This window comes from Streptomyces sp. NPDC017676, from assembly GCF_044329325.1.
Classification (GTDB): Bacteria; Actinomycetota; Actinomycetes; order Streptomycetales; family Streptomycetaceae; genus Streptomyces.
Window position 1 is genome coordinate 134,849 of the sequence record NZ_JBIRJA010000013.1, and the last position, 26,261, is coordinate 161,109.

24 protein-coding genes are annotated in these 26,261 nt (G+C 72.7%); 11 read left to right on the forward strand and 13 right to left on the reverse strand.

The window, feature by feature from the left end; translation table 11 throughout:
• Positions 1–102: 102 nt before the first annotated feature.
• Positions 103–2,487 (reverse strand): SpoIIE family protein phosphatase, encoded by a 2,385-nt coding sequence (locus tag ACH4LD_RS27530; RefSeq protein ID WP_398056087.1) that lies wholly within the window; start codon positions 2,485–2,487, stop codon positions 103–105.
• Between the two features lie 140 nt (positions 2,488–2,627).
• Positions 2,628–3,479: a lysozyme gene (locus ACH4LD_RS27535; RefSeq protein ID WP_398056086.1), complete on the reverse strand. Its 852-nt coding sequence runs from the start codon at positions 3,477–3,479 to the stop codon at positions 2,628–2,630.
• A gap of 240 nt (positions 3,480–3,719) precedes the next feature.
• Here ACH4LD_RS27535 and ACH4LD_RS27540 point away from each other — a divergent pair, with 240 nt between their 5' ends.
• Positions 3,720–4,211 (forward strand): MarR family winged helix-turn-helix transcriptional regulator, encoded by a 492-nt coding sequence (locus tag ACH4LD_RS27540; protein ID WP_103812551.1) that lies wholly within the window; start codon positions 3,720–3,722, stop codon positions 4,209–4,211.
• 45 nt (positions 4,212–4,256) lie between these two features.
• Here the strand turns inward: ACH4LD_RS27540 and ACH4LD_RS27545 are convergent, their stop codons facing one another.
• Complete coding sequence (locus ACH4LD_RS27545) at positions 4,257–5,045, reverse strand: protein phosphatase 2C domain-containing protein (protein ID WP_398056085.1); 789 nt, start codon at positions 5,043–5,045, stop codon at positions 4,257–4,259.
• A gap of 384 nt (positions 5,046–5,429) precedes the next feature.
• Between ACH4LD_RS27545 and ACH4LD_RS27550 the strand changes: the two genes are divergently transcribed.
• The 5 genes from ACH4LD_RS27550 to ACH4LD_RS27570 are packed head-to-tail and all read left to right on the forward strand — an operon-like array spanning position 5,430 to position 11,084.
• On the forward strand, positions 5,430–8,231 hold the full coding sequence (locus tag ACH4LD_RS27550; protein ID WP_398056084.1) for a nitrate- and nitrite sensing domain-containing protein: 2,802 nt from the start codon (positions 5,430–5,432) through the stop codon (positions 8,229–8,231).
• On the forward strand, positions 8,228–8,731 hold the full coding sequence (locus ACH4LD_RS27555; protein WP_132788617.1) for a roadblock/LC7 domain-containing protein: 504 nt from the start codon (positions 8,228–8,230) through the stop codon (positions 8,729–8,731). Before ACH4LD_RS27550 ends, ACH4LD_RS27555 begins: the two co-directional genes overlap by 4 nt.
• Positions 8,728–9,153 (forward strand): DUF742 domain-containing protein, encoded by a 426-nt coding sequence (locus ACH4LD_RS27560; RefSeq protein WP_398056083.1) that lies wholly within the window; start codon positions 8,728–8,730, stop codon positions 9,151–9,153. Before ACH4LD_RS27555 ends, ACH4LD_RS27560 begins: the two co-directional genes overlap by 4 nt.
• Positions 9,134–9,790, forward strand: coding sequence for an ATP/GTP-binding protein (locus ACH4LD_RS27565; RefSeq protein ID WP_132788618.1), 657 nt, complete (start codon positions 9,134–9,136; stop codon positions 9,788–9,790). Before ACH4LD_RS27560 ends, ACH4LD_RS27565 begins: the two co-directional genes overlap by 20 nt.
• Positions 9,791–9,830: 40 nt before the next feature.
• Positions 9,831–11,084 (forward strand): styrene monooxygenase/indole monooxygenase family protein, encoded by a 1,254-nt coding sequence (locus ACH4LD_RS27570; RefSeq protein ID WP_398056082.1) that lies wholly within the window; start codon positions 9,831–9,833, stop codon positions 11,082–11,084.
• 15 nt (positions 11,085–11,099) lie between these two features.
• Here the strand turns inward: ACH4LD_RS27570 and ACH4LD_RS27575 are convergent, their stop codons facing one another.
• The 4 genes from ACH4LD_RS27575 to ACH4LD_RS27590 all read right to left on the reverse strand — a co-directional run bounded on the left by ACH4LD_RS27575 (position 11,100) and on the right by ACH4LD_RS27590 (position 14,345).
• A complete protein-coding gene (locus tag ACH4LD_RS27575; protein WP_398056081.1) occupies positions 11,100–12,158 on the reverse strand; it encodes an NlpC/P60 family protein in 1,059 nt (352 codons plus the stop codon).
• Between the two features lie 112 nt (positions 12,159–12,270).
• Positions 12,271–12,573, reverse strand: coding sequence for a hypothetical protein (locus ACH4LD_RS27580; RefSeq protein ID WP_398056080.1), 303 nt, complete (start codon positions 12,571–12,573; stop codon positions 12,271–12,273).
• A gap of 10 nt (positions 12,574–12,583) precedes the next feature.
• On the reverse strand, positions 12,584–13,234 hold the full coding sequence (locus tag ACH4LD_RS27585; RefSeq protein WP_103812558.1) for a TetR/AcrR family transcriptional regulator: 651 nt from the start codon (positions 13,232–13,234) through the stop codon (positions 12,584–12,586).
• 172 nt (positions 13,235–13,406) lie between these two features.
• Complete coding sequence (locus ACH4LD_RS27590; RefSeq protein WP_014674968.1) at positions 13,407–14,345, reverse strand: diiron oxygenase; 939 nt, start codon at positions 14,343–14,345, stop codon at positions 13,407–13,409.
• A 123-nt stretch (positions 14,346–14,468) separates the two neighbouring features.
• Here ACH4LD_RS27590 and ACH4LD_RS27595 point away from each other — a divergent pair, with 123 nt between their 5' ends.
• Both ACH4LD_RS27595 and ACH4LD_RS27600 read left to right on the forward strand, forming a co-directional pair.
• A complete protein-coding gene (locus ACH4LD_RS27595) occupies positions 14,469–15,578 on the forward strand; it encodes a ferritin-like domain-containing protein (RefSeq protein WP_398056079.1) in 1,110 nt (369 codons plus the stop codon).
• Between the two features lie 59 nt (positions 15,579–15,637).
• Positions 15,638–16,477 (forward strand): hypothetical protein, encoded by an 840-nt coding sequence (locus ACH4LD_RS27600; protein ID WP_398056186.1) that lies wholly within the window; start codon positions 15,638–15,640, stop codon positions 16,475–16,477.
• 67 nt (positions 16,478–16,544) lie between these two features.
• Here the strand turns inward: ACH4LD_RS27600 and ACH4LD_RS27605 are convergent, their stop codons facing one another.
• The 5 genes from ACH4LD_RS27605 to ACH4LD_RS27625 all read right to left on the reverse strand — a co-directional run bounded on the left by ACH4LD_RS27605 (position 16,545) and on the right by ACH4LD_RS27625 (position 22,211).
• On the reverse strand, positions 16,545–18,002 hold the full coding sequence (locus ACH4LD_RS27605; protein WP_398056185.1) for a penicillin-binding transpeptidase domain-containing protein: 1,458 nt from the start codon (positions 18,000–18,002) through the stop codon (positions 16,545–16,547).
• Between the two features lie 32 nt (positions 18,003–18,034).
• Entirely contained in the window at positions 18,035–19,396 is a 1,362-nt protein-coding gene (locus tag ACH4LD_RS27610) for an FtsW/RodA/SpoVE family cell cycle protein (protein ID WP_398056078.1), read from the reverse strand.
• A 153-nt stretch (positions 19,397–19,549) separates the two neighbouring features.
• A complete protein-coding gene (locus tag ACH4LD_RS27615) occupies positions 19,550–20,794 on the reverse strand; it encodes an ATP-binding protein (protein ID WP_398056077.1) in 1,245 nt (414 codons plus the stop codon).
• The gene (locus ACH4LD_RS27620; protein ID WP_398056076.1) at positions 20,794–21,531 is read right to left on the reverse strand and encodes a hypothetical protein; all 738 of its coding nucleotides are present in this window, start codon (positions 21,529–21,531) and stop codon (positions 20,794–20,796) included. Before ACH4LD_RS27620 ends, ACH4LD_RS27615 begins: the two co-directional genes overlap by 1 nt.
• A gap of 164 nt (positions 21,532–21,695) precedes the next feature.
• Positions 21,696–22,211: a dual specificity protein phosphatase family protein gene (locus tag ACH4LD_RS27625; protein ID WP_398056075.1), complete on the reverse strand. Its 516-nt coding sequence runs from the start codon at positions 22,209–22,211 to the stop codon at positions 21,696–21,698.
• 100 nt (positions 22,212–22,311) lie between these two features.
• Between ACH4LD_RS27625 and ACH4LD_RS27630 the strand changes: the two genes are divergently transcribed.
• Positions 22,312–23,115 (forward strand): nuclease-related domain-containing protein, encoded by an 804-nt coding sequence (locus ACH4LD_RS27630; RefSeq protein WP_103812564.1) that lies wholly within the window; start codon positions 22,312–22,314, stop codon positions 23,113–23,115.
• Between the two features lie 228 nt (positions 23,116–23,343).
• Here the strand turns inward: ACH4LD_RS27630 and ligD are convergent, their stop codons facing one another.
• Positions 23,344–24,231 carry a non-homologous end-joining DNA ligase gene (gene ligD / locus ACH4LD_RS27635; RefSeq protein ID WP_398056074.1) on the reverse strand — a complete coding sequence of 296 codons (888 nt, stop codon included), beginning with the start codon at positions 24,229–24,231 and terminating at the stop codon, positions 23,344–23,346.
• Positions 24,232–24,285: 54 nt separating this feature from the next.
• Between ligD and ACH4LD_RS27640 the strand changes: the two genes are divergently transcribed.
• A complete protein-coding gene (locus ACH4LD_RS27640; protein ID WP_398056073.1) occupies positions 24,286–25,359 on the forward strand; it encodes a Ku protein in 1,074 nt (357 codons plus the stop codon).
• A gap of 284 nt (positions 25,360–25,643) precedes the next feature.
• A complete protein-coding gene (locus ACH4LD_RS27645; RefSeq protein ID WP_398056072.1) occupies positions 25,644–26,252 on the forward strand; it encodes a hypothetical protein in 609 nt (202 codons plus the stop codon).
• Positions 26,253–26,261 lie beyond the last annotated feature (9 nt).

Here is a 26,261-nt window from a genome sequence, read left to right on the forward strand (position 1 = left end):
GCCCGCCGACCCCGGCCCCGGTGCCGACCCGGCCCTGACCCGTTGCCGAGCGACCGGCGACCGGCGGCCGGCACCGGGCCCCCGCCCCGCCGCACCCCCGTGTCAGAGCGCGGTCAGTGACTGCTCCGCCCACACGGTCTTGCCGATCCGGTCGTGCCGGGTGCCCCAGCGCTCGGCGAGCTGGGCGACCAGCAGCAGGCCGCGGCCGCCCTCGTCGAAGATCCGGGCCCGGCGCATGTGCGGGGTGGTGTCGCTGGCGTCGTAGACCTCGCTGATCAGGGTCTTGCCCTGGTGGATCAGCCGGAGCCGGATGGGCGGGCGGCCGTAGCGGATGGCGTTGGTGACCAGCTCGCTGACCATCAGCTCGGTGGTGAACGCGGCCTCGTCCAGGCCCCACGCGGAGAGCTGGTCGGTGGCGTGCCGACGGGCCAGGGAGACGACGGTGGGCTCGTCGGACAGTTCCCAGGAGGCGACCAGGTCCCCGTGCAGGGCACGGGTGCGGGCCACCAGGAGGGCGATGTCGTCGTCGGGGCGGTGGCTGAGCAGGTCGCCGAGGACCCGGTCGCACACCGCCTCCAGCGACTCGGCGGGCCGGCCGAGCGCGATGAACATCTTGTCCAGGGCCTCGTCGATGTCGTGGTCGCGGGCCTCCAGCAGCCCGTCCGTGTAGAGCGCGAGCAGACTGCCCTCGGGCAGTTCCGTCTCCATCGCCTCGAAGGGCAGCCCGCCGAGCCCGAGCGGCGGCCCCGCGGGCACGTCGAGGAAGCGGACCATGCCGTCCGGGGTCACCACGGCGGGTGGCGGATGCCCGGCCCGGGCCACGGAGCAGCGGCGCGAGACCGGGTCGTAGACGGCGTACAGGCAGGTGGTGCCGATGCCGCCGGCGGTGTCGGCGCCCGGGTCCGCGCTGCCCTCTTCGGCGGCCAGCCGCAGCACCAGGTCGTCCAGGTGGGTGAGCAGCTCGTCGGCGGGCAGATCGACGTCGGCCAGGGTGCGTACCGCCGTGCGCAGCCGGCCCATGGTGGCGGAGGCCCGGATGCCGTGGCCCACCACGTCGCCCACGACGAGCGCCACCCGCGCCCCGGACAGCGGGATCACGTCGAACCAGTCGCCGCCCACGCCGGCCCGGGTCGCGGCCGGCAGATAGCGGGTGGCGATCTCCAGGGCCCCCTGGTCGGGCACCGTGTGCGGGAGCAGGCTGCGCTGGAGGGCCACGGTGGTGGTGCGGGGCCTGGCGCAGCCGCGGGCCTGCTCCATGCCGGCGGCCGCCTTGGCGGTGAACTCCTCGGCGAGCCGCAGGTCCTCCGGTCCGAAGGGCCCCCGCTCCCCGTGCCGGCCGAACAGGGCCACGCCGAGCGTGCTGCCCTGGGCGAGCAGCGGGACCGCCAGCAGGGAGCGCGTCCCGGACGTGCGCAGCCACGAGGCGCCCGGGTCCAGCGCCGCCCAGTCGGCCACGGCCGGGTCCGCCATGGCGTACAGCATCGGGCGGGCCGCCGTCAGACACCGGGCGGGCGGCGAGTCCGCCGGGCAGACGATCACCTCGCCGACCCCCGCACCGGCACCGGTCCCGGCGCCGCTGCCGTGGCCGCGCCCACCGGCCCCCGGTACCGCGCGCAGGGCGGCGCGGCGCAGGACCACCTGTCCCGGCGGCCGGCCGGCGGCCTCGGCGGTGCTCCACGGGGAGTCCAGCAGGTCCACCGCCATGAGGTCGGCCAGCCGGGGGACCGTGACCTCGCCGAGCTCCTGCGCGGCGCGGGCCTGGTCCGCCGCGGTGCCGACGGGCGCGGCGGACTCGCCCGGGGCGCGCGCCCCACCGGCGGTCCCCTGGGCCGGCTCCGGCACGGACAGGCAGACGGCCCGCACCCGGCCGTCGGCGTCCTTCAGCGGGGTGAGGACGATGGCCCGGCCCAGGTCCGGGCCGATCCGGCCGCGCGTCTCCTGGGGCCTGCCACGCTCCAGCGCCCGCCGCATCGACCGGGCGGCCTCCTCGCTCGCGGCCCCCGGCGCGATGTGGGTGAGACGCAGTCCGCGCATCGCCGTCTCGGGCAGGGCGAGGGCGTGTTCCATCCGGCGGTTGGCGCGCACCAGGCGCAGGTCCGCGTCGAAGATGGCCAGCGGAAAGGGGGACTGGAGGAACGTCCACTCCTCCAGCGGTTCGCCGCGCGGCGGCTGCGTACGGGCCGTCACCGCGCTCACCACGAGCCAGTCGGTGGCGCCGGTGCGCGAGGTCCGGCGGTGGGCCAGCACGCCCAGTTCCAGGAGCCTGCCGTCCTGGTGGCGCAGCGGGACGGTGCCGTTCCAGCGGGTCCGGCCGGCCAGAGCCCGCCGGACCGACGCGCCGTCGGCGGCGAGCAGCGCGGTGGCGGGCCGGCCGACCACCGCGGGGGAGTCGTAGCCGAGCAGCCGCCGCGCGCCCTCGCTCCAGCCGGTGAGGATGCCCTGCTCATCGATGGTGGCCGTGGCCGTGTACGTCGACTGTCGCTCCATCGCCGCTCATCTCGCCCTAGCTCGGCAGGCTCTCCTGACCAGCATGATCCCGGGCGGTGCGGAGCACCAACGCAACACGGCGCACACGGTGGCCCCTGCCGTCCGGAAGGGGCCACCGCGGAGCCGTCAGCCGTCGGCTGTCAGCCGAGGGCCAGGGCCTGCACCCGGTCCAGGGCGCCGTTGAACTTGTCGTGGTCGCCGACCGTCGGGCCGGAGGAGGTGTACTGCCACATCGTGTAGTACGACCACCCGGCCGGCAGCGTTCCCGGGTCGGAGGCGTAGCGGGCGATCCACAGCGGGTTGTTCACGGCGAAGCCGCCGTAGTTCCCGGTGCACTGGGTCCACCAGCTGGTGGCGGTGTAGATGACCGGGTAGCGGCCGGTGCGGGCCTTGTAGGTGTTGATGAAGTCGGCGATCCAGCTCACCATCTGGCTCGCGGTCTTGCCGTAGCAGGCGGCGCCGTACGGGTTCCACTCGATGTCGAGGGCGCCGGGCAGCGTCTTGCCGTCCCGGGACCAGCCGCCGCCGTGGTCCACGAAGTAGTTGGCCTGGGTGGCGCCGCTGGTGGTGTCCGGGGTGGCGAAGTGGTACGAGCCGCGGATCATGCCGACGTTGTAGGCGCCGTTGTACTGCTGGGCGAAGTACGGGTTGGTGTAGTACGTGCCTTCCGTGGCCTTCGTGTACGCCCAGCGGACCCCGCTGTTCCACAGGGTCGACCAGGCGACGTTGCCCTGGTAGCCGGAGACGTCGACGCCCTCGGTCTGGGTGACGTCACCGGTGCTGGGTGTGCCGTCCTGGCCGTCGTGGGCGAGGACGCCCATGCCCATGTAGGCGGAGCCGCGGCTGGGCGTGCTCGCGGCCTGGGCGGAGGTGAGCGGAAGCGTGAGGGAGAGCGCCGCGAGCAGGGCCGTGAGGAGGACGGCGAGGGGGCGCGGGCGGAACGGCAGGGGGGAGCGGGCGGAGCGGGTGGAGCCGGGTCTGAGCACGGGCATGACGTGCCTCCGGGGAGTGAAGTGGGGGGAGTGACGTGGGGGACTGCGACACCGACCGTCGGCCACTGGCGTGGGCATGCCATTAATGACGTGGTAAGGAAGCTACGCACGTAGATACGGCGTGGGAAGAGGGTCCGGACGACGCCGTTGGTCTACGCCTGCGAAATACTGGCAGAGCTGCGGCAATGACGACGTTCGACAGAAACTTTCAGGACCGCGAAACCGAGCAGGGGTGCTGACGTGCACGAGGACGGAAGCGGCGGCGCGCACGGCGCCGTCGGCCAGATGACGCCCAGTGGTGCAGACCAGGAATTCCTGGCGCTGGAGCGCGAGTTGACCGTGCTGCTCCGGCGTGCCCGGGCCAACCAGGGGGAGATGGCCCGGGAGGTCCACCCCGACCTGGAGTCCTCCGCGTACGGCCTGCTCATCCGGCTGGACGAACTGGGCGGCCAGCGGGCCACGGAACTCGCCGGCTACATCGGGGTCGGCAAGGCCACGATGTCCCGCCAGCTGCGCGCCCTGGAGAACCTGGGCCTGATCGCCCGCGAGCCCGACCCGGCCGACGGCCGCGCCTGGCTCGTCACCCTCACCGACGAGGGCCGCCGCCGCGTCGGCACGGTCCGTGAGGCCCGCCGCGCCCGCTACGTCCGCCAGCTCGCCCACTGGGACCGCCACGAGGTCGCCGAACTGGCCCGGCTGCTGCACGAGCTGAACGGCGTCATGGCGAAGTAGCGCGACACGGCCGCCGTGGCACGCCCCGGCACCCCGTCCAGCCCGTCACAGCTCCACGTACACCACCGTCGCGTCGTCGTGTGTCTTTCCGCGTCCGAGGAACGTCCGCTCCTCCCGGTCCGCCGTCTCCAGCTCCCGTACCCGCTCCACGAGTGACCGGGCGCCCTCCTTGGCGACCAGGTCGAACAGGGCCGTCCAGTCGCCCTCGCGGAACGTCTCCGTCCAGCGGGTCGCGCCGTCCGTCAGCGCCGCCAGCGCCCGGACGTCCCGCCGGGGCAGGGTGCCGGTGACCGCCCGGGCGGCCACGGCGGGGTCGGCGGCGGCGGTGAAGAAGCCGCCCTCCTTGTTGCGCAGGTTCGCGTCGACCAGGGCGTCGGTGGCGAGCGCGGAGCGGGGCAGCCGGGCCAGCCGGTCGTCCAGCAGCGGGGTGACCGTGCCGTCGGGTCCCCGCACCAGCAGCACGGCGTCGGACAGCACCAGGTACTCGACCGCGGTGGCGGACCAGCGGGTCAGGGCGACGGTTGCCTGGGGGGTTCGCGGGTGAGAAAGCTCACAGGTCTCCGCATGGGCGTCCGCGGTGCGCCGGATCGCCCGCGCGAGAATCTCCGAGAGCGTCAGATCTCGGCCGGAAACGGTCAGTTCGGTCAGCGCGCCACCCAGTCGCGCGGTGAACCAGGGGACGGAATGCAGACAGCCCGTCCCGCCGCTGGGCGGAGTCACTCCGTCCAGGACGATCACGCAACCTCCCTGTCCGGAGGCGGGTAGTCCGACACCGGCGAAGTCCTCGTTGGGGCGGGACGCGTCGCCGGGCTCCGAAACGAGATCAGTGCGCATCCAGCCAGTCTGCACGAGCCCTTCACACGGTGCGCCAAAGGCTGGCACGAGCGGGTGAATTCTCACGACCCCGCAGGTCAGGCGCCTGGTTTGGGTAGAAATGATCTACTCCGGGAAGGCGTGGCGGCGAATACTGCCAAAGCCTGCCGCGCGCGTCCAACCGGCCCGCCGCGCAAGAGCGCCGCACGCGCCAGGGGAACTTGCCCGCCAACTCCCCTCCGATGTTCACTCCTTCGGGTGGCGGGTCAGGTGATGCGCGACCACTGCCCACCGGCACTGGGAGGGTCGGGAACCGTACGAACCGGGTGTACGCACCACTTGGCACCGAGCTGACGGGGCGCCACCCGGGCCCCTGGGTAGACGAGTTCAGGAATGCGAGCACCGGTGCAGAAGAAGCGGCCTCGGCGCACAGGCAGGCAGACGGCCCCCGAGGGGACCGTCCCCCAGACCCCCGTGGGCTCCGGTCGCCCCACCCATGTGCGCACCCGGCTGATCGTCGCCGTCGCCGTGGTGGCCGCCGCCGTCGCGGGAGCCGGGGCGCCCGCACTGCTGACCGCCTCCCAGGACGTCAGCGACTCCCAGGACCTGGTGACGCTGGCCGCCCGCACCCAGGACGCGCTCACCCTCGCCCACTCCCTCGCCGACGAACGCGACGAGGTCACCTCCTACGTCGCGGCCGGCCGCCCCAAGGACAAGGCGCCCTCCGAGGACCGCAGCGCCCGGGTGGACCGGCAGGTCGAGGAGCTGCGCGCCGACACCGACATCCCGGCGGCCCTGCGCACCGCCCTCGACGGCGTCGACACGCTCCGCCGCAGCGCCCTCACCGGCAAGACCGGCGCCCTCCAGACCCACCAGGCGTACTCTGCGACGATCACCGCGCTGCACCGGCTCGCCGAGCAGCTCGCCGAGCAGATGCCCCCGCGGGCCGGCTCCGGCGGCCACGCCCTCGCCGAACTGGACTCCGCCGTCCAGCAGTCCGCCGCCGCCCGCGGCCTGCTGCTGGCCGCGCTGAACATCCCGTCCAGCACCCAGACGGTGATCGACCCCACCACCGGCCTGCCCACCACGACCGCCACCAGCACCGAGGCGGACCGCAAACAGCGCGACGCGCTCACCGCCGCCGCCCAGCAGGCCCGGCTGCGCGCCGACGCGGCCCTCGCCGACTTCCGCGAGACCGCGCCGAAGGCGGCCGTGGACTCCTACGACTCCACGGTCACCGGTCCCGAGGTCAACTCGGCCGACAAGTACCTCGCCTCGCTCACCGACCAGCCCACCCTCGCCGACAGCGAGCTGACCACCAGCACCAAGAAGCTGGACGCGGCCCTGTCCGCCCGGGTCGACCTGATGCGCGGCGCGGAGTCGGCGCTCTACGACCACCGCACCAAGGACCTCGCGAAGCTCCGGGACGACGACGTCACCGCGCTGGAGATCCGCGTCGCCGTCCTGGGCGCGCTGATGCTGGTCGCGGTCGGCATCGCCACGGCCATGGCCCGCTCCCTGACCCGCCCGCTGTCGGTCCTGCGCCGCGGGTCGGCCCGCCTCGCCGGGTCCGAGGACCCGACGGCCCAGGAGCCGATCGCCTTCACGGGCCGCAACGACGAGTTCGCCCAGGTGGTCCGCTCGGTCAACGCCCTGCACGCGCACGCCGTGGCGCTGCACGAGCGCGTGGCCACCCTGGAGACCGACCGCAAGCACCTGGTCGGCCAGCGCCAGAAGATGGCCGACGCCCGCGAGGAACTGCGCGCCGAGCTCGCCGAGTCCACCGCCCAGCTGGAGCGGCTGCGCACCAGCATCGGCTCCACCTTCGTCAACCTGGCCCTGCGCACCCTGGGCCTGGTCGAACGCCAGCTCGCGGTCATCGAGGGCCTGGAGGACCGCGAGCAGGACCCCGACCGCCTCGCCACCCTGTTCAAGCTGGACCACTTCGCCACGGTCATGCGCCGGCACAGCGAGAACCTCCTGGTCCTCGCCGGCACCGAGCACGTCCAGCAGCATCCGGGCCCGGTGCCGCTGGTCGACGTGGTCCGGGCGGCGGTCAGCGAGATCGAACGCTACGAACGCGTCCGTATCGCGGCCCTCCCGCCGCACGCGCACGTCGCGGGCTTCGCCGCCGACGACCTCTCCCACCTGCTGGCCGAACTCATGGAGAACGCGACCTCGTTCTCACCGCCGGACCTGCCCGTCGAGGTCTCCGGCTGGCTCCTGGAGTCGGGCGAGGTCATGCTGTCGGTCCAGGACGAGGGCATCGGGATGACCGCCGACCGCCTGGACTCCCTCAACGGCCGCCTCGGCGACTTCGATCCCGGCTCCCTCTACGACCAGGAGGGCGAGGAGGGCCTCGGCCTCGGCCTGTACGTCGTCGCGCGCCTCGCCCACCGGCACGGCGTCCGCGTCCAGTTGCGCGAGCAGAAGCAGGGCGGCATCGCGGCGGTGGTGGTCCTCCCGGCCCCCCTGCTGGTCGAGGCCGCGCCCACGGCGCTCCCGCCGCAGAGCACCGCCCCCGGCGGCACGGGCACCTTCACCCTCCCCGGCGCCGACGCGGAGGCCAACGCCAACGTCCTGCCCACCCGCGCCAAGCACCAGGACCCCCTGGTCACCCTGGCGGAACAGGCCGTACGGGACGCCTCCGCCGAAGCAGCGGAGGAGTCACCGCGGGAGGCACCGGCGGAGGCCCACGAGCAGGCCGCCCAGCCCGCCCAGGACACGGAGACCCGCCCGAAGGCCCCGGCGGAGACGTACGCCGAGACGACGATGGAGCTGCTGCTCCCGAACGCACCGGCGGAGCCCTCGAACTCGGTGACCGGCAGCCTCGACGACGCGCGGGCCGCCGACGGCGAGAACACCCCACAGGAGCCGTCCGCACCCGACGACGAGACCCGCACGGGTGGCGCGCACGGGCACACGGACTCCGAAGGCGAAGCCGAGGAGGAGCGGCTCACCAGCAAGGGGCTCCCCAAGCGCACACCGAAGATCACCGCCCCCAACACCCCGCCCCGCCAGCGCAGCACCAGCGTCGACGCCGAAGCCCTGCGCCGCAGGCTCGGCGGTTTCCGCACCGGCGCCCAGGCCGGCTACCGCGACGTAGAGGCGGAGATCGCCGAGCAGACGGCCAACAACCGGCGGCCGACCAGCCACGCACACGCCGAAGAAGCCACGGGGGGCACAGCCGAGGAGGCAAGCAGTTGACCGCGCCCACTACCTACGGACTGAGCAGTGAAGCCCGCAACCTGCACTGGCTGCTGACCAACCTGGTCGAGGAAGTACCCGGCATCCAGTCCGTCGCCGTGGTCTCCTCCGACGGGCTGCTCCTGCTGTCGTCCGACCCGGGTCACACGGAGGACGCCCGCCAGTCCCGCGACACCAAGCGGACCGGCCCCCGGGGCTCCTCCGCCGACCTCGCCACCATCGTCTCCGGCATCGGCAGCCTGACCGTCGGCGCCGCCAAGCTGCTGGAGTTCGGCGGGGTCAAGCACACGATGGTCGCGATGGAGGAGGGCAGCCTGTTCGTGATGTCGATCAGCGACGGCTCGCTGCTCGGCGTGCACGGCTCCGCCGAGTGCGACATGAGCGTCGTGGCGTACCACATGGCGCTCTTCGTCGGCCGCGCCGGCCACGTGCTGACGCCCGAACTCCGCAGCGAACTGCGCAAGAACCTGGAAGCCGAGTCGACGGGGAGCGACCGATGACCGGTACCCCGAAGAAACCAGGGAAGGCGCAGCTCCCGGTCCGCGGCGGCGACCGCAAACCCGCCCGCGTCCGCCCCTACTCGCTCACCGGCGGCCGTACCCGCTTCGGCCACGTCCTCCTCGTGGAGACGTTCGTGGCGGCGCTGGAGGCCCCCGAGGAGCGCAAGGAACTGACGAACGGCTCGCTCACCACCCGGGTCATGCCGGAGATGCGGGCCATCGTCGAACTGTGCCGCCGTATGCGCACGGTGGCCGAGATCGCCGCGCTGCTCAAGATGCCGCTCGGCGTGGTCCGCGTGCTCCTGAGCGATCTCGCGGACCAGGGAAAGATCCGTGTGTACGGCACCGGAACGGGTCACGGCACCGGCCGCCCGGACCGCGCTCTGCTGGAAAGGGTGCTGAGTGGACTCCGCCGTCTCTGACGCCACCGCCTCCTTCGGGGGCACCCCCCTCGTCGCCGGGTTCAGCGAACCGGACGAGGACCTCAAGTCCTGGCAGACGGACCGGACGCGCGCCCCCATCGCGACGAAGATCGTGGTGGCGGGCGGCTTCGGCGTCGGCAAGACCACGCTCGTCACGTCCGTCTCGGAGATCACGCCGCTGCAGACCGAGGCGCTGATGACCGAGGCCAGCGAGGGCACCGACGACCTGTCCGCCACGCCGGGCAAGCTCACCACCACCGTGGCCATGGACTTCGGCCGCATCACGCTCGACGACGACCTGGTGCTCTACCTGTTCGGCACGCCGGGCCAGCAGCGGTTCTGGTTCATGTGGGACGACCTGGTGCGCGGCGCGATCGGCGCCGTCGTCATGGCCGACACCCGCCGGCTGAAGGACTGCTTCCCGGCCCTGGACTACTTCGAGAGCTGCGGACTGCCGTACGTCGTCGCGGTCAACCACTTCGACGGCAGCGAGCGGTTCGAACCGGAGGACGTGCGGGAGGCGCTGACCATACCGGCGCACATCCCTGTCATGATCATGGACGCGCGACGGCGGATCTCGGTGATCGAGGTCCTCCTGGCCCTGGTGGGCCACGCGCTGGACGAAACCCCGGAGTAGTCCTCACCCTCGTCCTCATCCCGTAGGAGGCACCACCCGCATGCGGAAGATACTCGTCGTCGGAGCCGGCCAGTCCGGTCTCCAGCTCGCCCTCGGCCTGCAGTCGCACGGCTACGAGGTCACCCTGATGTCGAACCGGACCGCGGACGAGATCCGCTCCGGCCGGGTCATGTCGACGCAGTGCATGTTCGACACGGCACTCCAGCACGAGCGCGATCTCCAGCTGAACTTCTGGGAGTCCCAGGCCCCGAAGATCGAAGGACTCGGTGTCTCGGTGGCCGCGCCCGGCTCGCACGACCCGGGCCCGACCCAGCGGGCGATCGACTGGGTGGGCAGGCTCGACGGGTACGCGCAGTCGGTGGACCAGCGGGTGAAGATGGCCGGCTGGATGGAGACCTTCGCCCAGCGCGGCGGCCAGCTGGTCATCCACGGCGCGGCGGTCGGCGACCTGGACTACTTCTCCCGCACCTACGACCTCGTCCTGGTGGCGGCCGGCAAGGGCGAGCTGGTGTCGATGTTCGCCCGCGACCCGGAGCGCTCCCCGTACAGCGAGCCGCAGCGGGCGCTGGCGGTGGCGTACGTCCACGGCCTCGGCCCGCGCCCGGAGCACCCGGAGTTCGACGCGGTCCGCTGCAACCTGGTCCCCGGCGTCGGCGAGCTGTTCGTCATGCCGACGCTCACCACGTCCGGCCGCGCCGACATCCTCTTCTGGGAGGGCATACCCGGTGGCCCGCTCGACGTCTTCCAGGGCGTCAAGGACCCGGCGGAGCACCTCTCCCTGACCCTGGAACTCATGGAGCGGTTCACGCCCTGGGAGTACGCGCGGGCCACGAAGGTCGAACTCACGGACGCGGGCGGCACCTTGTCCGGCCGCTACGCCCCGACCGTCCGCAACCCCATCGGCCGGCTGCCCTCGGGCGGCCTGGTGCTGGGCGTGGCCGACGTGGTCGTCGCCAACGACCCGATCACCGGCCAGGGCTCCAACTCGGCGTCCAAGTGCGCCGCCGCGTACCTCGCGTCCATCCTGGAGCACGGTGACAAGCCGTTCGACGAGGAGTGGATGCGGCAGACGTTCGACCGGTACTGGGCCACCGCGCAGCACGTCACCAAGTGGACGAACGCGATGCTGGCGCCGCCGCCGGAGCACGTGCTGAACCTCATCGGCGCGGCCGGGCAGCTGCAGCCCGTGGCGGATCGATTCGCCAACGGGTTCAACGACCCGGCCGACTTCGAGAACTTCTTCTACGACCCGGAGAAGACGGCCGCGTACTTGGGCTCGGTCACCGGGGCCTGACGTCCGCACCGCCCGCTAGGGCTGGCCGCGCCCGCCCGTGCCGGGACGTACGGCGCCCAGGACCGGAAAGCTGGCGATCGGTGACACCGTGACCTTCTCACCCGGCCTGGGCGCCTGCACCACCTTCCCGCCGCCGACGTACATCGCCACGTGCGTCGCCTCCGGGAAGTACACCACCAGGTCGCCCGGCCGGAGCCGGTTCAGCGGGACCCTTCCCAGCCGGTCCCACTGCTCCTGGCTGGTGCGCGGGATCGGTGTCCCCGCGTGGGACCACGCCTGGGACGTCAGGCCCGAGCAGTCGTACGCGTCGGGGCCCTGCGCGCCCCACTGGTACGGCTTGCCGACCTGGTCCAGGGCGTAGCGGACGGCGCGCTCGCCGGCCGGGGTGGCCGCGCGGTCGGCGGGCAGGGCGCCCGCGGTGGTCAGGCGCTGCTGGGCCGCGGTGACCCCCTGCTGTTCCAGCCGGGCCACGGCCGCGAGCCGGTCCGGGGTGAGACCGGCCAGCAGGCGTTCCACGTCGGCCAGTTTCCCCTGGACGTCGTCGCGCTGCCGTTTCTGCCGGGCGGCCAGGCTGAGCTGGGTGTCGAGGGCCTTGCGGGCCGCGCGGGCCAGCGCGTCCTTGCGCTGCTCCGCGGCGGTGAGCCGGTCCACCGTACGGGCCCGTTCGCGTGCCAGCTCGCCGAGCACATGGCCCTCGTCCAGCGCGTGCTGCGGGTCGGGCGCGAGGAGCACGCGCACGTACGGACCGAGGCCGCCGCTGCCCTGGTACTGCTGCCGGGCCAGGCGCCCGGCCTCGGTGCGGCTGCCCTGGAGGACGAGCCGGGCGCGGGCGAGTTCGCCGTCGAGCCGGGCCACCTCGGCGCGCTGCCGCTCCAGCTTCTCGGTCACGGCGTTGTAGGTCTCGGTGGCCTGCTCGGTCCTCCGGTAGAGCTGTTGAAGGTCCGTCAGCAGATCGGCCACGGACCGCCGGGGGTCCGGCGCGGGGTCCGGCGTGGCCGCCGCGGGTACGGGCACCAGGACGGCCTGGGCCGCCGCGACCGTCGTACAGGCCAGACGCAGAAGCCTTCCTGACACGTCATCACCTCCGGTGCGAGGGAAGCGGAATCTCCACTTCCCAGCGCAGCCCGATAATCAGACGTGTCGGTGCCGCCTGGATACGAAGCCTGCGCGGTTCGGCGCAGCGGTTTCACCCGTTCGCGTCGTCCGGCTTGCCGGACGGCGTGGCGTCCGGCCTGGACCAGGGCCAGCGGAGCCTCCCGCCCGACCTGTCGTCCGGGTCGTACCGGTACTTCCACCCCTGGATCAGCCCCAGCCGCCTGCTGTGCCCCCGGGGCACACGGCGGTAGACCAGCACCGTGGGCGGGCCGCCCCCGGGATCCGGGACGGGGATGCGGTACGTCTTCGGGGGGTGCCCGGTGGGGCCGACCAGGACGGGCAGCACGCGTCCGTCCATGGGGCCGCCCTCGAACGGGGTGTCCTGGCTCTTCACGGGTCCAGTCTCAGCCATCCGCCGACAGCGCGGTGACCAGCGCGGCCGTCTGCGGGTCCCGGCCCGCGGTGACGGTGAGGACGGCCAGGAACTGCTCCACCAGCCAGTCGCGCAGCTCCTCCACCGGGGGCTGCTTGTCCTCGTCCAGCCAGATCAGGGAGGCCGCCTCCACCGCCGTGATCCACATCCGGACGGTCATGCGCAGCCGGGGGCCGGGATCGGCGACACCGAGGTGCTGGTGGATGTGCTCGGCGGCCGACCGGCGCACCCCGTCCACGATGGCGGTGGTGCGGGAGGTCTCCACCACGCTGCCGCCCTGGAGCAGCGCGCTGAAGCCGGTGTCGTGCTCGTCCACGAAGGCCAGATAGCGGTCCAGGGCGCGGGACAGCCGGGGCAGCAGGGGACCCTCGCGGGGCTCGTCGAAGCACTGCCGCAGCTCCTCGGCGGCGGAACGCAGCGCGGCCTCGTAGAGCTGCTGCTTGCCGCCGGGGAAGTACCGGTACACCAGCGGGCGCGACACCCCGGCCGCCTCCGCCACGTCGTCCAGGGAGACGTCCTCGGGCGCGCGGTGCGCGAAGAGGCCCAGGGCGGCGTCGAGGAGCTGGCTCCGTCGCTCCTCGACGCTGAGCCGGCGGTATGCGGGGGTGGCCGACGGGGTCATGGACGGCAGCCTAATCGCCGCGCGGCCCCGGCCGTCCCTCCTCCGCCGGTCGGCGGTGGCCGCTCGCGCCCGCGCGGCGGAGCCGCACGGCGACACGGCCCCGCGCCCGTCCGGCCTGCGCGGTTCCCTAGGCCCTGTCGTCAAACTCCCGTCTGCCGCGCGACGACAGGACCTAGGCCAGGAGGCCGGAGGACCGCCACAGGCGCCGGCCGACACCCCGCAGCACCCCGATGTCGTCGAGGAAGTCCGTCAACCGCTTCGCACCCGTCTGCATGACCTCCCGCCGGTGCGCACTGGCCTTCACCTGCGCCATCGCCTCCCGCTTGTCCAGGCCGACGTTGGTGTAGACCTCCGGGTTGACGAAGGCGACCGAGAAGACGCGGGCGAACTCGCCCGACGTGACCCGGGTGAACTCCTGCGACCACTTCGGCGCGGTCACCATCTGGCGCCGCAGCTCCTCACGGGCGTACCGAACGTGCCGCGCCTCCTCCACCACGTGGATCCGCGTGACGCCCCGGATCAGCGGCTGCACCCGCTCGTCGGGGAACGTCAGCCGCTGCATCCAGTCCAGCACCTCCTCGCCGAGCAGCGTGGCGGTGAAGGAACCGGGGGTGGTGGAGATCGTCTTGAACAGGCGGCCCAGGTTCTGGTGGGCGCGGCTCACCGGGTACCAGGGCGTGCCGCCGTGCGAGATCAGCCGGGCGAACATCTTCGAGTGCCGGCACTCGTCCTCGATCTCGGTGAGCGCGTACCGCACATGCGCACTCGTCGCCGCCTTGTCGTAGATGTGCCGGACGAGCAACTGCATGAGGATGATCTCGAACCAGATGCCGAGCGAGGCCAGCGCGGCGGCCTCGTGCCGGGAGAGCAGGATGCGCTGTTCCTCGCTCATCCGCTTCCACATCGGCGTGTCGTACAGCGACACCAGCTCCGGCGGCCAGAACCACTTGCCCTCCTCGAAGGGCGCGTCCCAGTCCAGCTCCTCGTCCGGGTCGAAGGAGTGCTTGGCGGAAGAGACGAGCAGCCGTTCGGCCACCTGTTCCCGGTCCTTGAGCAGGCCGAGCGCGTCGCGCAGCCCGTCCAGCGCGTCCGCTTCCGTCAGGGTCGTCATGGCTCCCTCACCTCGTTACCCGGGGGTAGTCGTCCTGCCTCTTATGAGACTGCCTGTCAGCAAGGCCGTCAATCCCCTGCGCATGACTTGTTGACCCGGCGTCTACGTGTGAGCCTGCGGGGTATGCCGACCCATGAGCTCTACGCCAACGAGCCGGGAGACTCCCCCTGGCAGGTCCCCGCCGCCGGCGCGGCCCGGTTCAGCTGGGAGTACGACGACGGCCGCGACCGCCTCCTCGCCCTGTACCAGAAGGGCAAGGACAAGCAGTGGGACGGGCGGACGCGGATCGACTGGGACCTGGAGGTCGACCCGTACGACGCCCTCGGCACGCCCGACGAGGCGATGTCCCTGTACGGCACCCCGTACTGGGACAAGCTCTCGCAGAAGGACAAGGGCGAGCTGCGCCGGCACTACGCCTCCTGGCAGTTCAGCCAGTTCCTGCACGGCGAGCAGGGCGCGATGATCTGCGCGGCGCGGATCGTGGAGTCGGTGCCCGACCTGGACGCCAAGTTCTACTCCGCGACCCAGACCATGGACGAGGCCCGGCACGCCGAGATCTACGGCCGCTTCCTGCACGAGAAGATGGGCCTCGTCTACCCGATCAACGACAACCTCCAGTCACTGCTCGGCGACACCCTGCGCGACAGCCGCTGGGACATGCCCTACCTCGGCATGCAGGTGCTGATCGAGGGCCTGGCGCTGGCCGCCTTCGGGATGATCCGGGACACCACGAACAAGCCGCTGCCCCAGCAGATCCTCACGTACGTCATGCAGGACGAGGCCCGGCACGTGGCCTTCGGCCGGATGGCGCTGCGCGACTACTACAAGCAGCTCACCGACGCCGAACTGCGCGAGCGCGAGGAGTTCGTCATCGAGGGCTGCTACCTGATGCGCGACCGGCTGCGCGGGGTGGAGGTGCTGGAGAACTTCGGCATCCCCAAGACCGAGGCGGAGGCGCTGAGCGAGCGGTCCGAGTTCCTCCGGCTCTTCCGCAAGCTGCTGTTCAGCCGCATCGTCCCGTGCGTCAAGGACATCGGCCTGTGGGGCGAGCGGCTCCAGCGGGCCTATGTCGACATGGGCGTGCTGGAGCTGGGCGACTCCGACCTGGACCTGCTGATGGCCCAGGACGAGGAACTGGCCGAGCGGCTGGACGCCGAGCGCTTCGCCGCCGAGGAGCGGGAACGGGTGGCCGAGGTGGAGACGGCGATCGAGTCCGGGGCGGCCGAGGACTGACCGGGCGCGGAACGCGGTGCCGGTTCGTCACCCGGGTGCAGTAGCGTGCTGGCGTGTCCATGCCTCCACCGCCGCAGAATCCCGGCCCCTACGGCCAGCAGCCGCCGCAGCAGCCGGGGTCGTACGGTCAGCCGCCCCAGGCCCCGGGCCCGTACGGCTCCCCGTACCCCCAGCAGCCCTACCCCCAGCAGCAGCCGTACCCGGCCCAGCAGCCGTACCCGCCGCAGCAGCCCTACCCCGGCTGGGGCGTGCCGCCCATGGCCCCGCCCCCGAAGAAGCGGCGGATCGGTCTGGTGCTCGGCATCGTGGGCGGTGTCGTCGCGGCCGTCGTGGTGCTGCTCATCGTGCTCGGCATGGTGGCCGAGAGCGGCTTCCCCGCGGCGGAGCACAAGCTCACCCTGCCCGGCAAGCTGCTCGACGGGACGTACGAACTCGTCGACGACCTCTCCGGGTCCGAGGGCAAGAAGATCAGCGACGAGGCCGACGGAGCCTGGGACGCCAAGGACACCCACGGAGTGGTCGGCACGTACAGCCCCGGCGGTGACGAGACCAAGGGCACGCTGGTGGTGTCCGGCATGTACGGCCGGTTCAAGAACACCGAAGAGGCCCGCACGAACATGATGAAGGGCGCCGGCGAGGGCGACGGCGCCACGATCGCCGTACCGGCGAAGGAGTTCGAGCTGGACGGCATCACCATCAGCTGCGAGGTGATGACCGAGGAACACCTCGGCACGAAGATCACCGTGCCGGTGTGCGCCTGGGCCGACGGCAACACCGGGGCCACGGTCGCCGAGGTCGCCACCGCGGCCATGGACCAGGCCCCCTCGGACGTCGACCTGGAGGCGTTCGCGCGCAAGACCCTCACGATCCGCTCGGAGATGCGCAAGCCGATCGGCTGACGCATCCGCTGCTGGGGCCGGTCGGCTGGCCCTCACGATCCGCTGGTGAGCCGGTCGGCCGACCGGCTCACCGCCTCAGCACCGCCCGCATCACCTCGCGCGCGATCGGCGCCGCGTCCCCGCCGCCGCTGATCTCGCCCCGGTCCGCCGAGGCGTCCTCCACCACCACCGCGACCGCCACCTGCGGCTCCAGGGCGTCCTCGGCCTGCGCCCAGGACACGAACCAGGCGTACGGCACCCCGGCGTTGCCGACCCCGTGCTGGGCGGTGCCGGTCTTGCCGCCGACGAGCGCGCCGGGGATGGCCGCGTTGGTGCCGGTGCCGTCCTCCACCACGCCGGCCATCAGCTCCTTCATCAGGGCCGCCGTGGACGGCCGCATCACCTGCCGCGCCGGCCGGGCCGCGCTGCCCGAGACCGTCTCCCCGCCGTGCCGGACGGTCCGCTCCACCAGGTACGGCGGACGCAGCCGGCCGCCGTCCGCTACCGCCGCCGCGACCATCGCCATCTGCAACGGCGTGGCCCGCGTGTTGTACTGCCCGATCGAGGACAGCGCGAGCTGCGCCCTGTCCACCCGCGTGTCGAAGGTGCTGGGCGCCACGGCGAAGGGGATGCGCACCCCGGTGTCGTTGAACCCGAACGCCTGGGCCGTGGTCGCCATGTCCCGCACCCCCACGTCCACGCCCAGCTTGGCGAAGACCGTGTTGCACGACCACTCGAAGGCGTCGCGCACCGAGGCGTCCCGGCAGCCGTCGCCCTCGTTGGTCAGCCGGGTGGTGGTGCCGGGCAGCCGGTAGGGGTCGGGGGAGTCGGTGCGCTGGTCCAGGTCGGTCACCACGCCCGCGTCCAGCGCCGCCGCCGCGGTGACCACCTTGAACGTCGACCCCGGCGGATAGGTCTGCCGTACCGCCCGGTTGAGCATCGGCTTCTCCGGGTCGCTGTTGAGCCGCGCCCACGCCGCCGTCACCGCCTCGCTGTTGCCGGACAGCTCAGAGGGGTCGTACGACGGGCTGCTCACCAGTGCCAGGACCCGGCCCGTGGCCGGCTCGACCGCGGCCACCGCGCCCTTGCGCCCGGCGAGCCCCCGGAACGCGGCCTCCTGCGCCTGCCGGTTCAGGGTCGTGACCACATCACCACCGCGGCCCGGCGCCCGCGTCACGTCGTTCCACAGCGGCAGCGGCGCGAGCATCGGATCGGTGCCGGACAGCACCCCGTCCGCGGCGTGCTCCAGGTACGTGGTGCCGTACTTCTGCGAGGAGAAGCCGGTGACCGGTGCGTACAACGGGCCGTTGGCGTAGGTGCGTTCGTAGCGGAGCTGCTCACCGGTGTCCACGGAACCGGTGACCGGCTCGCCGCCCACCAGGATGTTCCCGCGCGGCACCTGGTACCGGGCGATCGCGGACCGGCGGTTCGCCGGATTGCCGGTGTACTCCTCGGACTGCACGACCTGCACCCGGGTCGCGTTGGCCAGCAGCGCCGCCAGCAGCAGCGCGCAGAACACACAGGCGTGCCGGATGTACCTGCCCATCGGGCGCCCGCCGTCGGGAAGGCCGTACTCGGTCACGGCGCCTCCCGGCCGTCGTACTGGCTGCGCGCCGAATCGCTCACCCGGACCAGCAGCGCCACGATCGCCCAGTTGGTGACCACCGAGGAGCCGCCCTGGGCGAGGAACGGCATCGCCATGCCGGTCAGCGGGATCAGCCCGGTGACCCCGCCCGCGATCACGAACACCTGCAACGCCACGATCGAGGCGAGCCCCACCGCCAGCAGCCGGCCGAACGGCTCGCGCAGCGCCAGCCCCGCCCGGTAGCCGCGCTCCACCAGCAGCGCGTACAGCAGCACGATCCCGGCCAGCCCCGCGAGGCCCAGCTCCTCGCCGGCGGTCGCCAGGATGAAGTCCGACTTGGCGGCGAAGCCGATCAGGACGGAGTGGCCGAGCCCCAGCCCGGTGCCGAGGAAACCGCCGGCGGCGAAGGCGAACAGCGACTGGGAGAGCTGGTTGGGACCCTGACCGGCCTCGATGGTGGCGAACGGGTGCAGCCAGTCCTCGATCCGCCCGCCCACGTGCGGTTCCAGGCGGCCCACGGCGAACGCGCCGAGCACGGCCAGCAGCAGCCCGACCGCGATCCAGCCGGTGCGCCCGGTCGCCACGTACAGCAGCACCACGAACAGCCCGAAGAACAGCAGCGAGGTCCCGAGGTCCCGCTCCAGCACCAGCACGCCCACGCTCACCAGCCAGATCGTCAGGATCGGCCCGAGCACCCGCCCGGTCGGGAACTGCAACCGCCACAGCCGGCGCCCGGTGTACGCGAGCGCGCTGCGGTTGGCGGCCAGATAGGCGGCGAAGAACACCGCCAGCAGCACCTTCGCGAACTCGCCCGGCTGGATGGAGAACCCGGCGATCCGGATCCAGATCCGGGCCCCGTTGACCGGCGGGAACAGGATCGGCAGCGCCAGCAGCACCAGGGCGGCCACCACACACACGTACGCGTACCGCTGGAGCACCCGGTGGTCGCGCAGCACCAGCACGACGGCGATGAACAGCGCCACCCCCAGCGTGGACCACACCAGTTGCGTGGGCGCCGCCCGGTCACCCGGTGTCTCCAGGTCCAGCCGGTAGATCAGGACCAGGCCCAGCCCGTTGAGCAGCACGCCGATGGGCAGCGGCAGCGGATCGGCGTACGGCGCCCGGACGCGGACCACGACATGGGCGAACAGGGCGAGCACGCCGAGCCCGGCGCCGTAGCCGACGGCACCGGGCGGCACGGTACCGGCCCGCGCCAGCCCCACCGCGCAGTAGCCGTACACGGACAGCAGGACGGCCAGCACGAGCAGGGACAGCTCGACGCCCCGGCGCCGGGGGAGGCGCACGGCACTCGCGGGAGCGGGAGCCGCCGCCAGGGTGGTTCCGGCCTTCGTCATGTCCGGAACCTACCTAAATGGGGCCCCCTGTGCGGGGAGGGCGGGGCCGCGCCCTCGAAGGGGCGCGGGGCCGCGTCGGCATGCGGCTCCGCCGTCCGGGCGCGAGCGACCGCACACGGCGGGAAGCCCGTGCGCCACCGGCGGCCCCGAGCGCTACTCGGCCACCGGCAGCGTCAACGTCGCCACCGCGCCCCCGTCCACCGCGTTGGCGAAGGTCAGCGTGGCGCCCAGCACCTCCGCCTGCCCCACCGCGATGGTCAGCCCCAGTCCGTGGCCCGTGGCGCCCCCCTCCGTGCGGAACCGCTGCGGCCCGTGCGCGACGAGGTACCCCGGATACCCGCCCCCGTGGTCCCGCACGGTCACCACGGGCCCGTCCACGGTCAGCACCACCGGCGGCGCCCCGTGCTTGTGCGCGTTGGCCACCAGGTTCCCCAGCACCCGCTCCAGCCGCCGCCGGTCGGTCTCCACCCGCGCGTCCCGGAGGATCCGCACCTCCGTCTCCGTACCGGACGCGCGCACCACCCGTCCGGCCAGCGCGCCCAGCTCCTCCGTGTCGGCCTCCAGCCGCTCCCGCCCGGTGTCCAGCCGCGAGATCTCCAGCAGGTCCTCGGTCAGCGTGCGCAGCGCCGCCACCCGGTCCCGGACCAGCTCCGTCGGACGCCCTGGAGGCAACAGCTCCGCCGCCGCGTGCAGCCCCGTCAGCGGAGTGCGCAGCTCGTGCGCGACGTCCGCGGTGAACCGCTGCTCGCTCAGCAGCTTGCTCTGCAGGCTCGACGCCATCGTGTCCAGGGCCGCGGCCACCGCCCCCACCTCGTCCTGCGGGCGGGTCGGGTCCTTCGTCCGGGGATCGTCCACCCGGGCGTCCAGGTCCCCCGCGCTGATCCGCCGGGCCACCCGCGCGGTGGCGTGCAGCCGCCGGGTCACCCGGGTCACGGCGAACACGCCGACCAGCACGGTCGCGCCGATCGCCAGCCCCGACGACCACAGGATCGACTGGTCGAGACCGGCGATGGTGCGGGACTGCTGCGAGTAGTCGACCTCCACGGCCAGCGCCCTGTGCCCGGCCGCCGGCCCGGCCGCCCACATGGTCGGCCGCCCCCGGTGCGTGGCGACCATCGTGCCGCGCTTCCCGGCCACCGCCAGCGCCCGCAGCGACGCCGGCAGCCCCTTCGGGTCCACGCCGGCGCCCGGCAGCAGCGTGTCCCCGGCCTCGTACGCCTCGGTGGCGTCCGCGAGCCGGGACAGCGCCAGGTCACGGGCCTGGCCGACGGTCTGGTCGGTCACCGAGACATGCACCAGCACGCCCAGCAGCGCGGCCAGCGCGCAGCACATCACCGTGATGAACGCGGCGGCCTTGACGGCGAGGGTCCCGGCCCACTGGGGGAGCCCGAGCCTCATCACGGGCTCTGCGCCGGGGAGGGCGACAGGGAGGGCGACGGGGAGGGCGTCTTGCCGTGCCGGCCGTCGCCGACGTGCAGGTACTCGTCGCGGGAGAACACCATCGCGCGCTGCCCCGGGTCCCACAGCCAGGTGGTGCGGTACTCGTAGCCGGAGATGTCGGCCGGCGAGCGTTCGATCAGCGCCCGGCCGGCCAGCTCCACCCCGATGATCGCGTCGTTGTCGGCCAGCACCTGCACCAGCATGTGCCGCTCGACGGTGTAGACCCGTACGGCCGTCTGGTTGGTCGGGTACAGCCGGAAACCGAGCGTCAGATCGGCCCGGCCGTCCCCGGTGAGGTCCCGGTAGTACGGCTTCAGCAGCGGGCAGCGGGCCCGGTCACCGCCCGGCCGGCACTCCTTCATCCGGTCCACGGTCCCGTGGTAGGCGCCCTTCGACCCGTAGTCGTCGGGGTGCGCCTTCAGCTCCGCCTCCACGACGTCCACCGGGTCGACCGCGCGGATGTCGTCACCGGGGACCGTGACGCCCCGCACGGTCGCCCGGGTCGCCACGTCGTACGGGTAGGCCGGGCTGGACGCCGGGCGCAGATCGGGCCAGAGCCGGACGGGGCTGACCGCGGTGGGCGTCGGCCCGGCGCCGCGCAGCTCGCCGGTGTCCCCGCAGGCGGTCGCGGTCGCCGCGAGCAGGGCGACGGCGACCACGGCGAGGGCGGTGCGCGCGGGACGGCGGACTGGCATGGTCACATTCTGACGGAAGTGAGCTTTGTGCTGCTTCGGGGGGTGGGGGAGAAGGGGGGGCCGCCTCGGTTGGCACCTGGAGCACCTGGAGCACCTGGAGCACCTGGAGCACCTGGAGCGCCTGGAGCACCGTATGCACGGCGCCGTATGCACCGCGAACACGATCAGCCTGTCTGCTCGCCCAGCTCCTCCAGCAGCCGTACGGTCGTCAGGCCCGCCCGCAGGTACTCCACGAACAGCTCGTTGTGCAGCGCCCAGGACGAGCGCCGGGCCCGGATCAGCTGGATCGCCTGGTCGGCGGAGTCACCCCGCTGCGCCAGGGCGTGCGCGATCACCAGCCCCGAGCGGTTGTACCCGTGGTGACAGCGCACCAGCACCCGGCGGCCGGCGTCCAGCGCCTCGTTCGCCGCGCGCGCCAGCCGGATCACCCCGGCGAGCTGCGTCCCGTCCAGCGGACCGTCCGGGATCGGCCACACATGGTGCTCCACCCCCGGATCGGGGCCGTACCCCGGCAGCCGCAGCAAGGACTGCACCACATCGAACTCGTCATGGACGACGGCGAACTCCAGGCGTCCGGAGCCGCCCCGGAACTCGTGCCCGCCCATCCACAGGCCGGGCACGATCTCGCTCCAGGGGCTGTCCGGAGCCGGTACGTCGGGCTGCATTCCGCGGGTCCGCAACGGCGCCTCCCCAACTCCCCCTCACCGGGCCGTCCTCCACGGTAACCGGTCTTGCCCCGGGAGCACCCCGCCTGTTCCCATGGTCGAGGGGTGATGGCGCATGAGCGGACTGCGCGTGGTGCCGGCCTTCCGGCACGGCCGGGAGCGGCTGTACGTCTGCCGCGAGGACGGCAGCAATATCGCCTGGTACGACCGTGAGACAGGCCGGGTCAACCTGCTCGGCGAGGACAGCAGGGACGATGTGCTGCACGCCCTGAAGCCCTTCCTGACCGGCCCGGTGACCGTGGGCCCGCCCCCGGTCCCGACCCCCGCCGAACTCGCCCGGCTGACCCTGCACCCGGACGACGACCTGGCCCCCAACCGCCCCGGCGAGGCCCTGCTCGTCGCCCTCGACCGCGACCCCGGCCCCACCCACCGGCTGCGCCCCGACCCGCGCCGGCGCGCCCTGACCGCCGAGCAGACCGTCGGCGAGGCCCTGGACGGCCTGGAGGGGGCCGGCTGGCACACCCTGCACTCCCTCCCCCTGCCCGGCGGCGACCGCATCCACCACCTGGCGATCGGCCCCGGCGGACTGTTCGCCGTCCACGCCCTGTACGCCCGCAAGAGCCGGGTCCTGGTCGCCGACCCCCTGGTCACCCTGGGCCGCCGCGAGGCCGAGCCGCTGCTGCGCCGGCTGCGCGCCGACGCCGACCGCGCCTCCTACGCCCTGACCGCCGAGGTCCGCCCGCTGCTGGCCCTCGTCAGCCCGTCCGAGGTGACCGTGACGGCGCAGCCGCGCGGTGTGCGCATCATGACTGACACGGAGCTGGCGGGCCTGGCCCGGCTGGGCGGGGTCCTCAAGCCGGCGGATGTCGAGGCACTGCACGGGATGGCCCGGGACCGGCACACGTGGGGGAGGCTGTAGCGAGGGCGGCCGGCGCGCGGGTGCGGATCAGCGGCGTGGGCGGGCCGCGCGGTGTGCGGATCGGTGGTGAGGGCGGGCCGCGCGGTGTGCGGATCGGTGGTGAGGGCGGCCCGCGCGGTGTGCGGATCGGTGGTGAGGGCGGCCGCGCGGTGTGCGGATCGGTGGCGGGGACGGCCCGCCCGGACTGCGGATCGGTGGTGAGGGCGGCCCGCAAGGGATGACGTGCCGTTACGGCAACGGGGCCGCCGACCGCCGGTCCAGCAACGGCTCCATCAGGTCCCCGTGGTCCTGAAGGCGCGGCGCCATGTCCTCCGCGTGGATCTCCAGCTGCCCCGGCCGTCGGCAGTCGGCCACCTCCTCCCAGGTCACCGGCGCGGACACCAGGGGGAGGCGGCGGGCGCGCACGGTGTACGGGGTGGCCGTGGTCTTGCGCGCGGCGTTCTGGCTCCAGTCGACGAACACCTTCCCCGGCCGCAGGCTCTTCGTCATCCGGTGCACCACCAGCCGGGGCATCGCCCGCTCGGCCTCCACCGCCAGCGCCTTCGCGTAGTCGGAGGTCCGTTCGGAAGAACTCCCGCGCACCGCCGCCAGCAGATGCAGCCCTTTCGACCCCGCGGTCTTCGGGTACGCCTCGATCCCGTCCGCCGCGAGCCGCTCCCGCAGCCACAGGGCGACCTCGCAGCAGTGCACGATCGTCGCGGGCGCGCCCGGATCGAGGTCGAAGACCAGCCGGTCCGCCTCCTGCGGGGACTGCACCAGCCACTGGTGGGTGTGGAACTCGGTGACGAGGTTCGCCGCCCAGACCAGGCTCGGCAGGTCCTGCACCACGACCATCCGGGCCGGGCTGTCCGCCGACGACCGCGGGACCTCGGCCGTGGTGACCCACTCGGGCGTACCCGGCGGCACGTTCTTCGTGAAGAAGAGCTGCCCTTCGGGGCCGTCCGGATAGCGCAGGAAGGACACCGCCCGGTCACGCAGATGCGGCAGCAGGGCCGTGGCGGTCGTCGCGTAGTAGTGCAGCAGCTCCCCTTTGGTGAAGCCGGTCTCCGGATACAGCACCTTCTCCAGGTTGCTGAGCGCGACCCGGCGCCCCTCCACCTCTGTGATAGGCGTCATAGGATGACAATTCCAGACGAACCGGAAAAATCGGCAAAGGGAAGGGTGCGGCACGTGCGATCGATATGGAACGGCGCCATCTCCTTCGGGCTCGTCAGCATCCCGATCAAGCTGGTGAACGCCACGGAGAGCCACGCCATCTCCTTCCGGCAGATCCACACCGAGGACAACGGCCGCATCCGCTACCGCAAGGTGTGCGAACTGGAGGACCGCGAGGTCAGCCAGGGGGAGATCGGCAAGGCGTACGAGGACGCCGACGGCTCGATCATCCCGATCACCGACGAGGACCTCTCCCACCTCCCGATCCCGACCGCTCGCACGATCGAGATCGTCGCCTTCGTCCCGGCCGAGCGGATCGACCCGCTCCAGATGGGCGCCGCCTACTACCTGGCCGCCGGCGGAGCCCCCGCCGCCAAGCCGTACACCCTCCTGCGCGAGGCCCTCAAACGCAGCAACAAGGTCGCCATCGCCAAGTACGCCCTGCGCGGCCGGGAACGCCTGGGCATGCTCCGCGTGGTCGGCGACGCCATCGCCATGCACGGCCTGCTCTGGCCGGACGAGGTCCGGTCCCCGGAGGGCGTCGCCCCCGACACCGCCGTCACCATCCGCGACAAGGAACTCGACCTCGCCGACGCCCTGATGGACACCCTCGGCGAGGTCGACCTGGAGGACCTGCACGACGAGTACCGGGAGGCGCTGGAGGAGGTCATCGCCGCGAAGGCCGCCGGCGAGGCCCCGCCCGAGAGCCCGGAGCCCGCCGCCGGCGGCAAGGTGCTGGACCTGATGGCCGCGCTGGAGAACAGCGTCCGCGCGGCCCGCGAGTCCCGCGGCACCCCGTCCCCCGGCGAGGAGGCCGAGGTCAGACCGCTGCGCCAGGGCCGGGCCGAGCCGAAGGAGACGGAGGGCAAGAAGTCGACGTCGGCGAAGAAGACGGCCGCCACGAAGAAGGCGGCACCCGCGCGCAAGTCGACGGCCAGGACGGCGGAGGGCACGAAGAAGGCGACGAGCGCGAAGAGCACGGCTTCCACGAAGAACACGGCGAATGCGAAGAGCACGGCGAACGCGAGGAGCACGGCGACGAAGAAGACGACGGCGAAGAAGACGGCGTCACGGAAGAGGTCGGCGTGAGGGGTATAGGGGCCGGTCCGCACCTGTCGACAGGCCGACACCGGCATCACCGCGACGGACGACCCGGGCGGCCTGACTGTCCCTGATCCAGGCGCCGTCCACAGCGCCCGGTTCCCCCGCTCCCTCGACCAAACCGATCGGAAGCCGACGGACGGACGTACGCCCATCCACCGGGCAAACCTGTCCGATTCGCGCTCTTTACTCAGACCCCTGCTCCTGCCGAACCTGCCCTCAGGGTCTTGGTCGCGCGAAGGGGGGAGGCGCCTGCCCGGGCGCCGGCGACGATGGATGCTGCCTCGACGGCCACTTTGCTGGCCGCGTTCACCACCGCGTTGGTGGCACTCATGGGCTACTGGATCAACCAGCACGCCAAGCGCCGTGAGCAGAAGAGCCGTATGTACGCGGAGGCGCTCCAGGTCATTCACTCGTACGAAGACCTCCCCTACCTGATCAGATGCCGCCCCGCGTCAGATCCACCGACCAGAGCGGCACTGGCCCAGCAGATCAGCGACGTCTTCACGAAGATCAACCTGCACCAGAACCTGCTGCTCATGGATTCCTACGTCGTCGGTCAGGCGTACGCCGACCTGTTCCAGCAGACCCGCCGCCATGCCGGCCCACACCGCCTGGAGGCCTGGAACACACCCCCCGTCGCGACCGACCCGGAAATGTCCGGAAGGGCGTACTTCCCCTACGACAACCAACCGGAACAGGAAATCTGCCTCCTGGCGATGAGAAGAGAACTGTCCCCCTGGGGATGGCTGCTCCGCCCCCACACCCACAGACAGATTCGCCACCTACGCCACCGACGCACCCCATGGTCCGAGCCCGACTTCATGAGAGAAACCCGGGCCAGACTCCTGTCACCCCGGGGCGGAGGGACCGACGAGTAGACCTGTGAG

Coding starts and splice junctions, on each gene's coding strand:
- ACH4LD_RS27605 (WP_398056185.1), bottom strand. CDS start 18,002: ATGGGCAGGTACATCCGGCACGCCTGTGTGTTCTGCGCGCTGCTGCTG.
- ligD (WP_398056074.1), bottom strand. CDS start 24,231: ATGACGCCTATCACAGAGGTGGAGGGGCGCCGGGTCGCGCTCAGCAAC.
- ACH4LD_RS27560 (WP_398056083.1), top strand. CDS start 8,728: ATGACCGGTACCCCGAAGAAACCAGGGAAGGCGCAGCTCCCGGTCCGC.
- ACH4LD_RS27630 (WP_103812564.1), top strand. CDS start 22,312: ATGAGCGGACTGCGCGTGGTGCCGGCCTTCCGGCACGGCCGGGAGCGG.
- ACH4LD_RS27610 (WP_398056078.1), bottom strand. CDS start 19,396: ATGACGAAGGCCGGAACCACCCTGGCGGCGGCTCCCGCTCCCGCGAGT.
- ACH4LD_RS27645 (WP_398056072.1), top strand. CDS start 25,644: ATGGATGCTGCCTCGACGGCCACTTTGCTGGCCGCGTTCACCACCGCG.
- ACH4LD_RS27620 (WP_398056076.1), bottom strand. CDS start 21,531: ATGCCAGTCCGCCGTCCCGCGCGCACCGCCCTCGCCGTGGTCGCCGTC.
- ACH4LD_RS27600 (WP_398056186.1), top strand. CDS start 15,638: ATGCCTCCACCGCCGCAGAATCCCGGCCCCTACGGCCAGCAGCCGCCG.
- ACH4LD_RS27530 (WP_398056087.1), bottom strand. CDS start 2,487: ATGGAGCGACAGTCGACGTACACGGCCACGGCCACCATCGATGAGCAG.
- ACH4LD_RS27570 (WP_398056082.1), top strand. CDS start 9,831: ATGCGGAAGATACTCGTCGTCGGAGCCGGCCAGTCCGGTCTCCAGCTC.
- ACH4LD_RS27590 (WP_014674968.1), bottom strand. CDS start 14,345: ATGACGACCCTGACGGAAGCGGACGCGCTGGACGGGCTGCGCGACGCG.
- ACH4LD_RS27595 (WP_398056079.1), top strand. CDS start 14,469: ATGCCGACCCATGAGCTCTACGCCAACGAGCCGGGAGACTCCCCCTGG.
- ACH4LD_RS27615 (WP_398056077.1), bottom strand. CDS start 20,794: ATGAGGCTCGGGCTCCCCCAGTGGGCCGGGACCCTCGCCGTCAAGGCC.
- ACH4LD_RS27535 (WP_398056086.1), bottom strand. CDS start 3,479: ATGCCCGTGCTCAGACCCGGCTCCACCCGCTCCGCCCGCTCCCCCCTG.
- ACH4LD_RS27545 (WP_398056085.1), bottom strand. CDS start 5,045: ATGCGCACTGATCTCGTTTCGGAGCCCGGCGACGCGTCCCGCCCCAAC.
- ACH4LD_RS27585 (WP_103812558.1), bottom strand. CDS start 13,234: ATGACCCCGTCGGCCACCCCCGCATACCGCCGGCTCAGCGTCGAGGAG.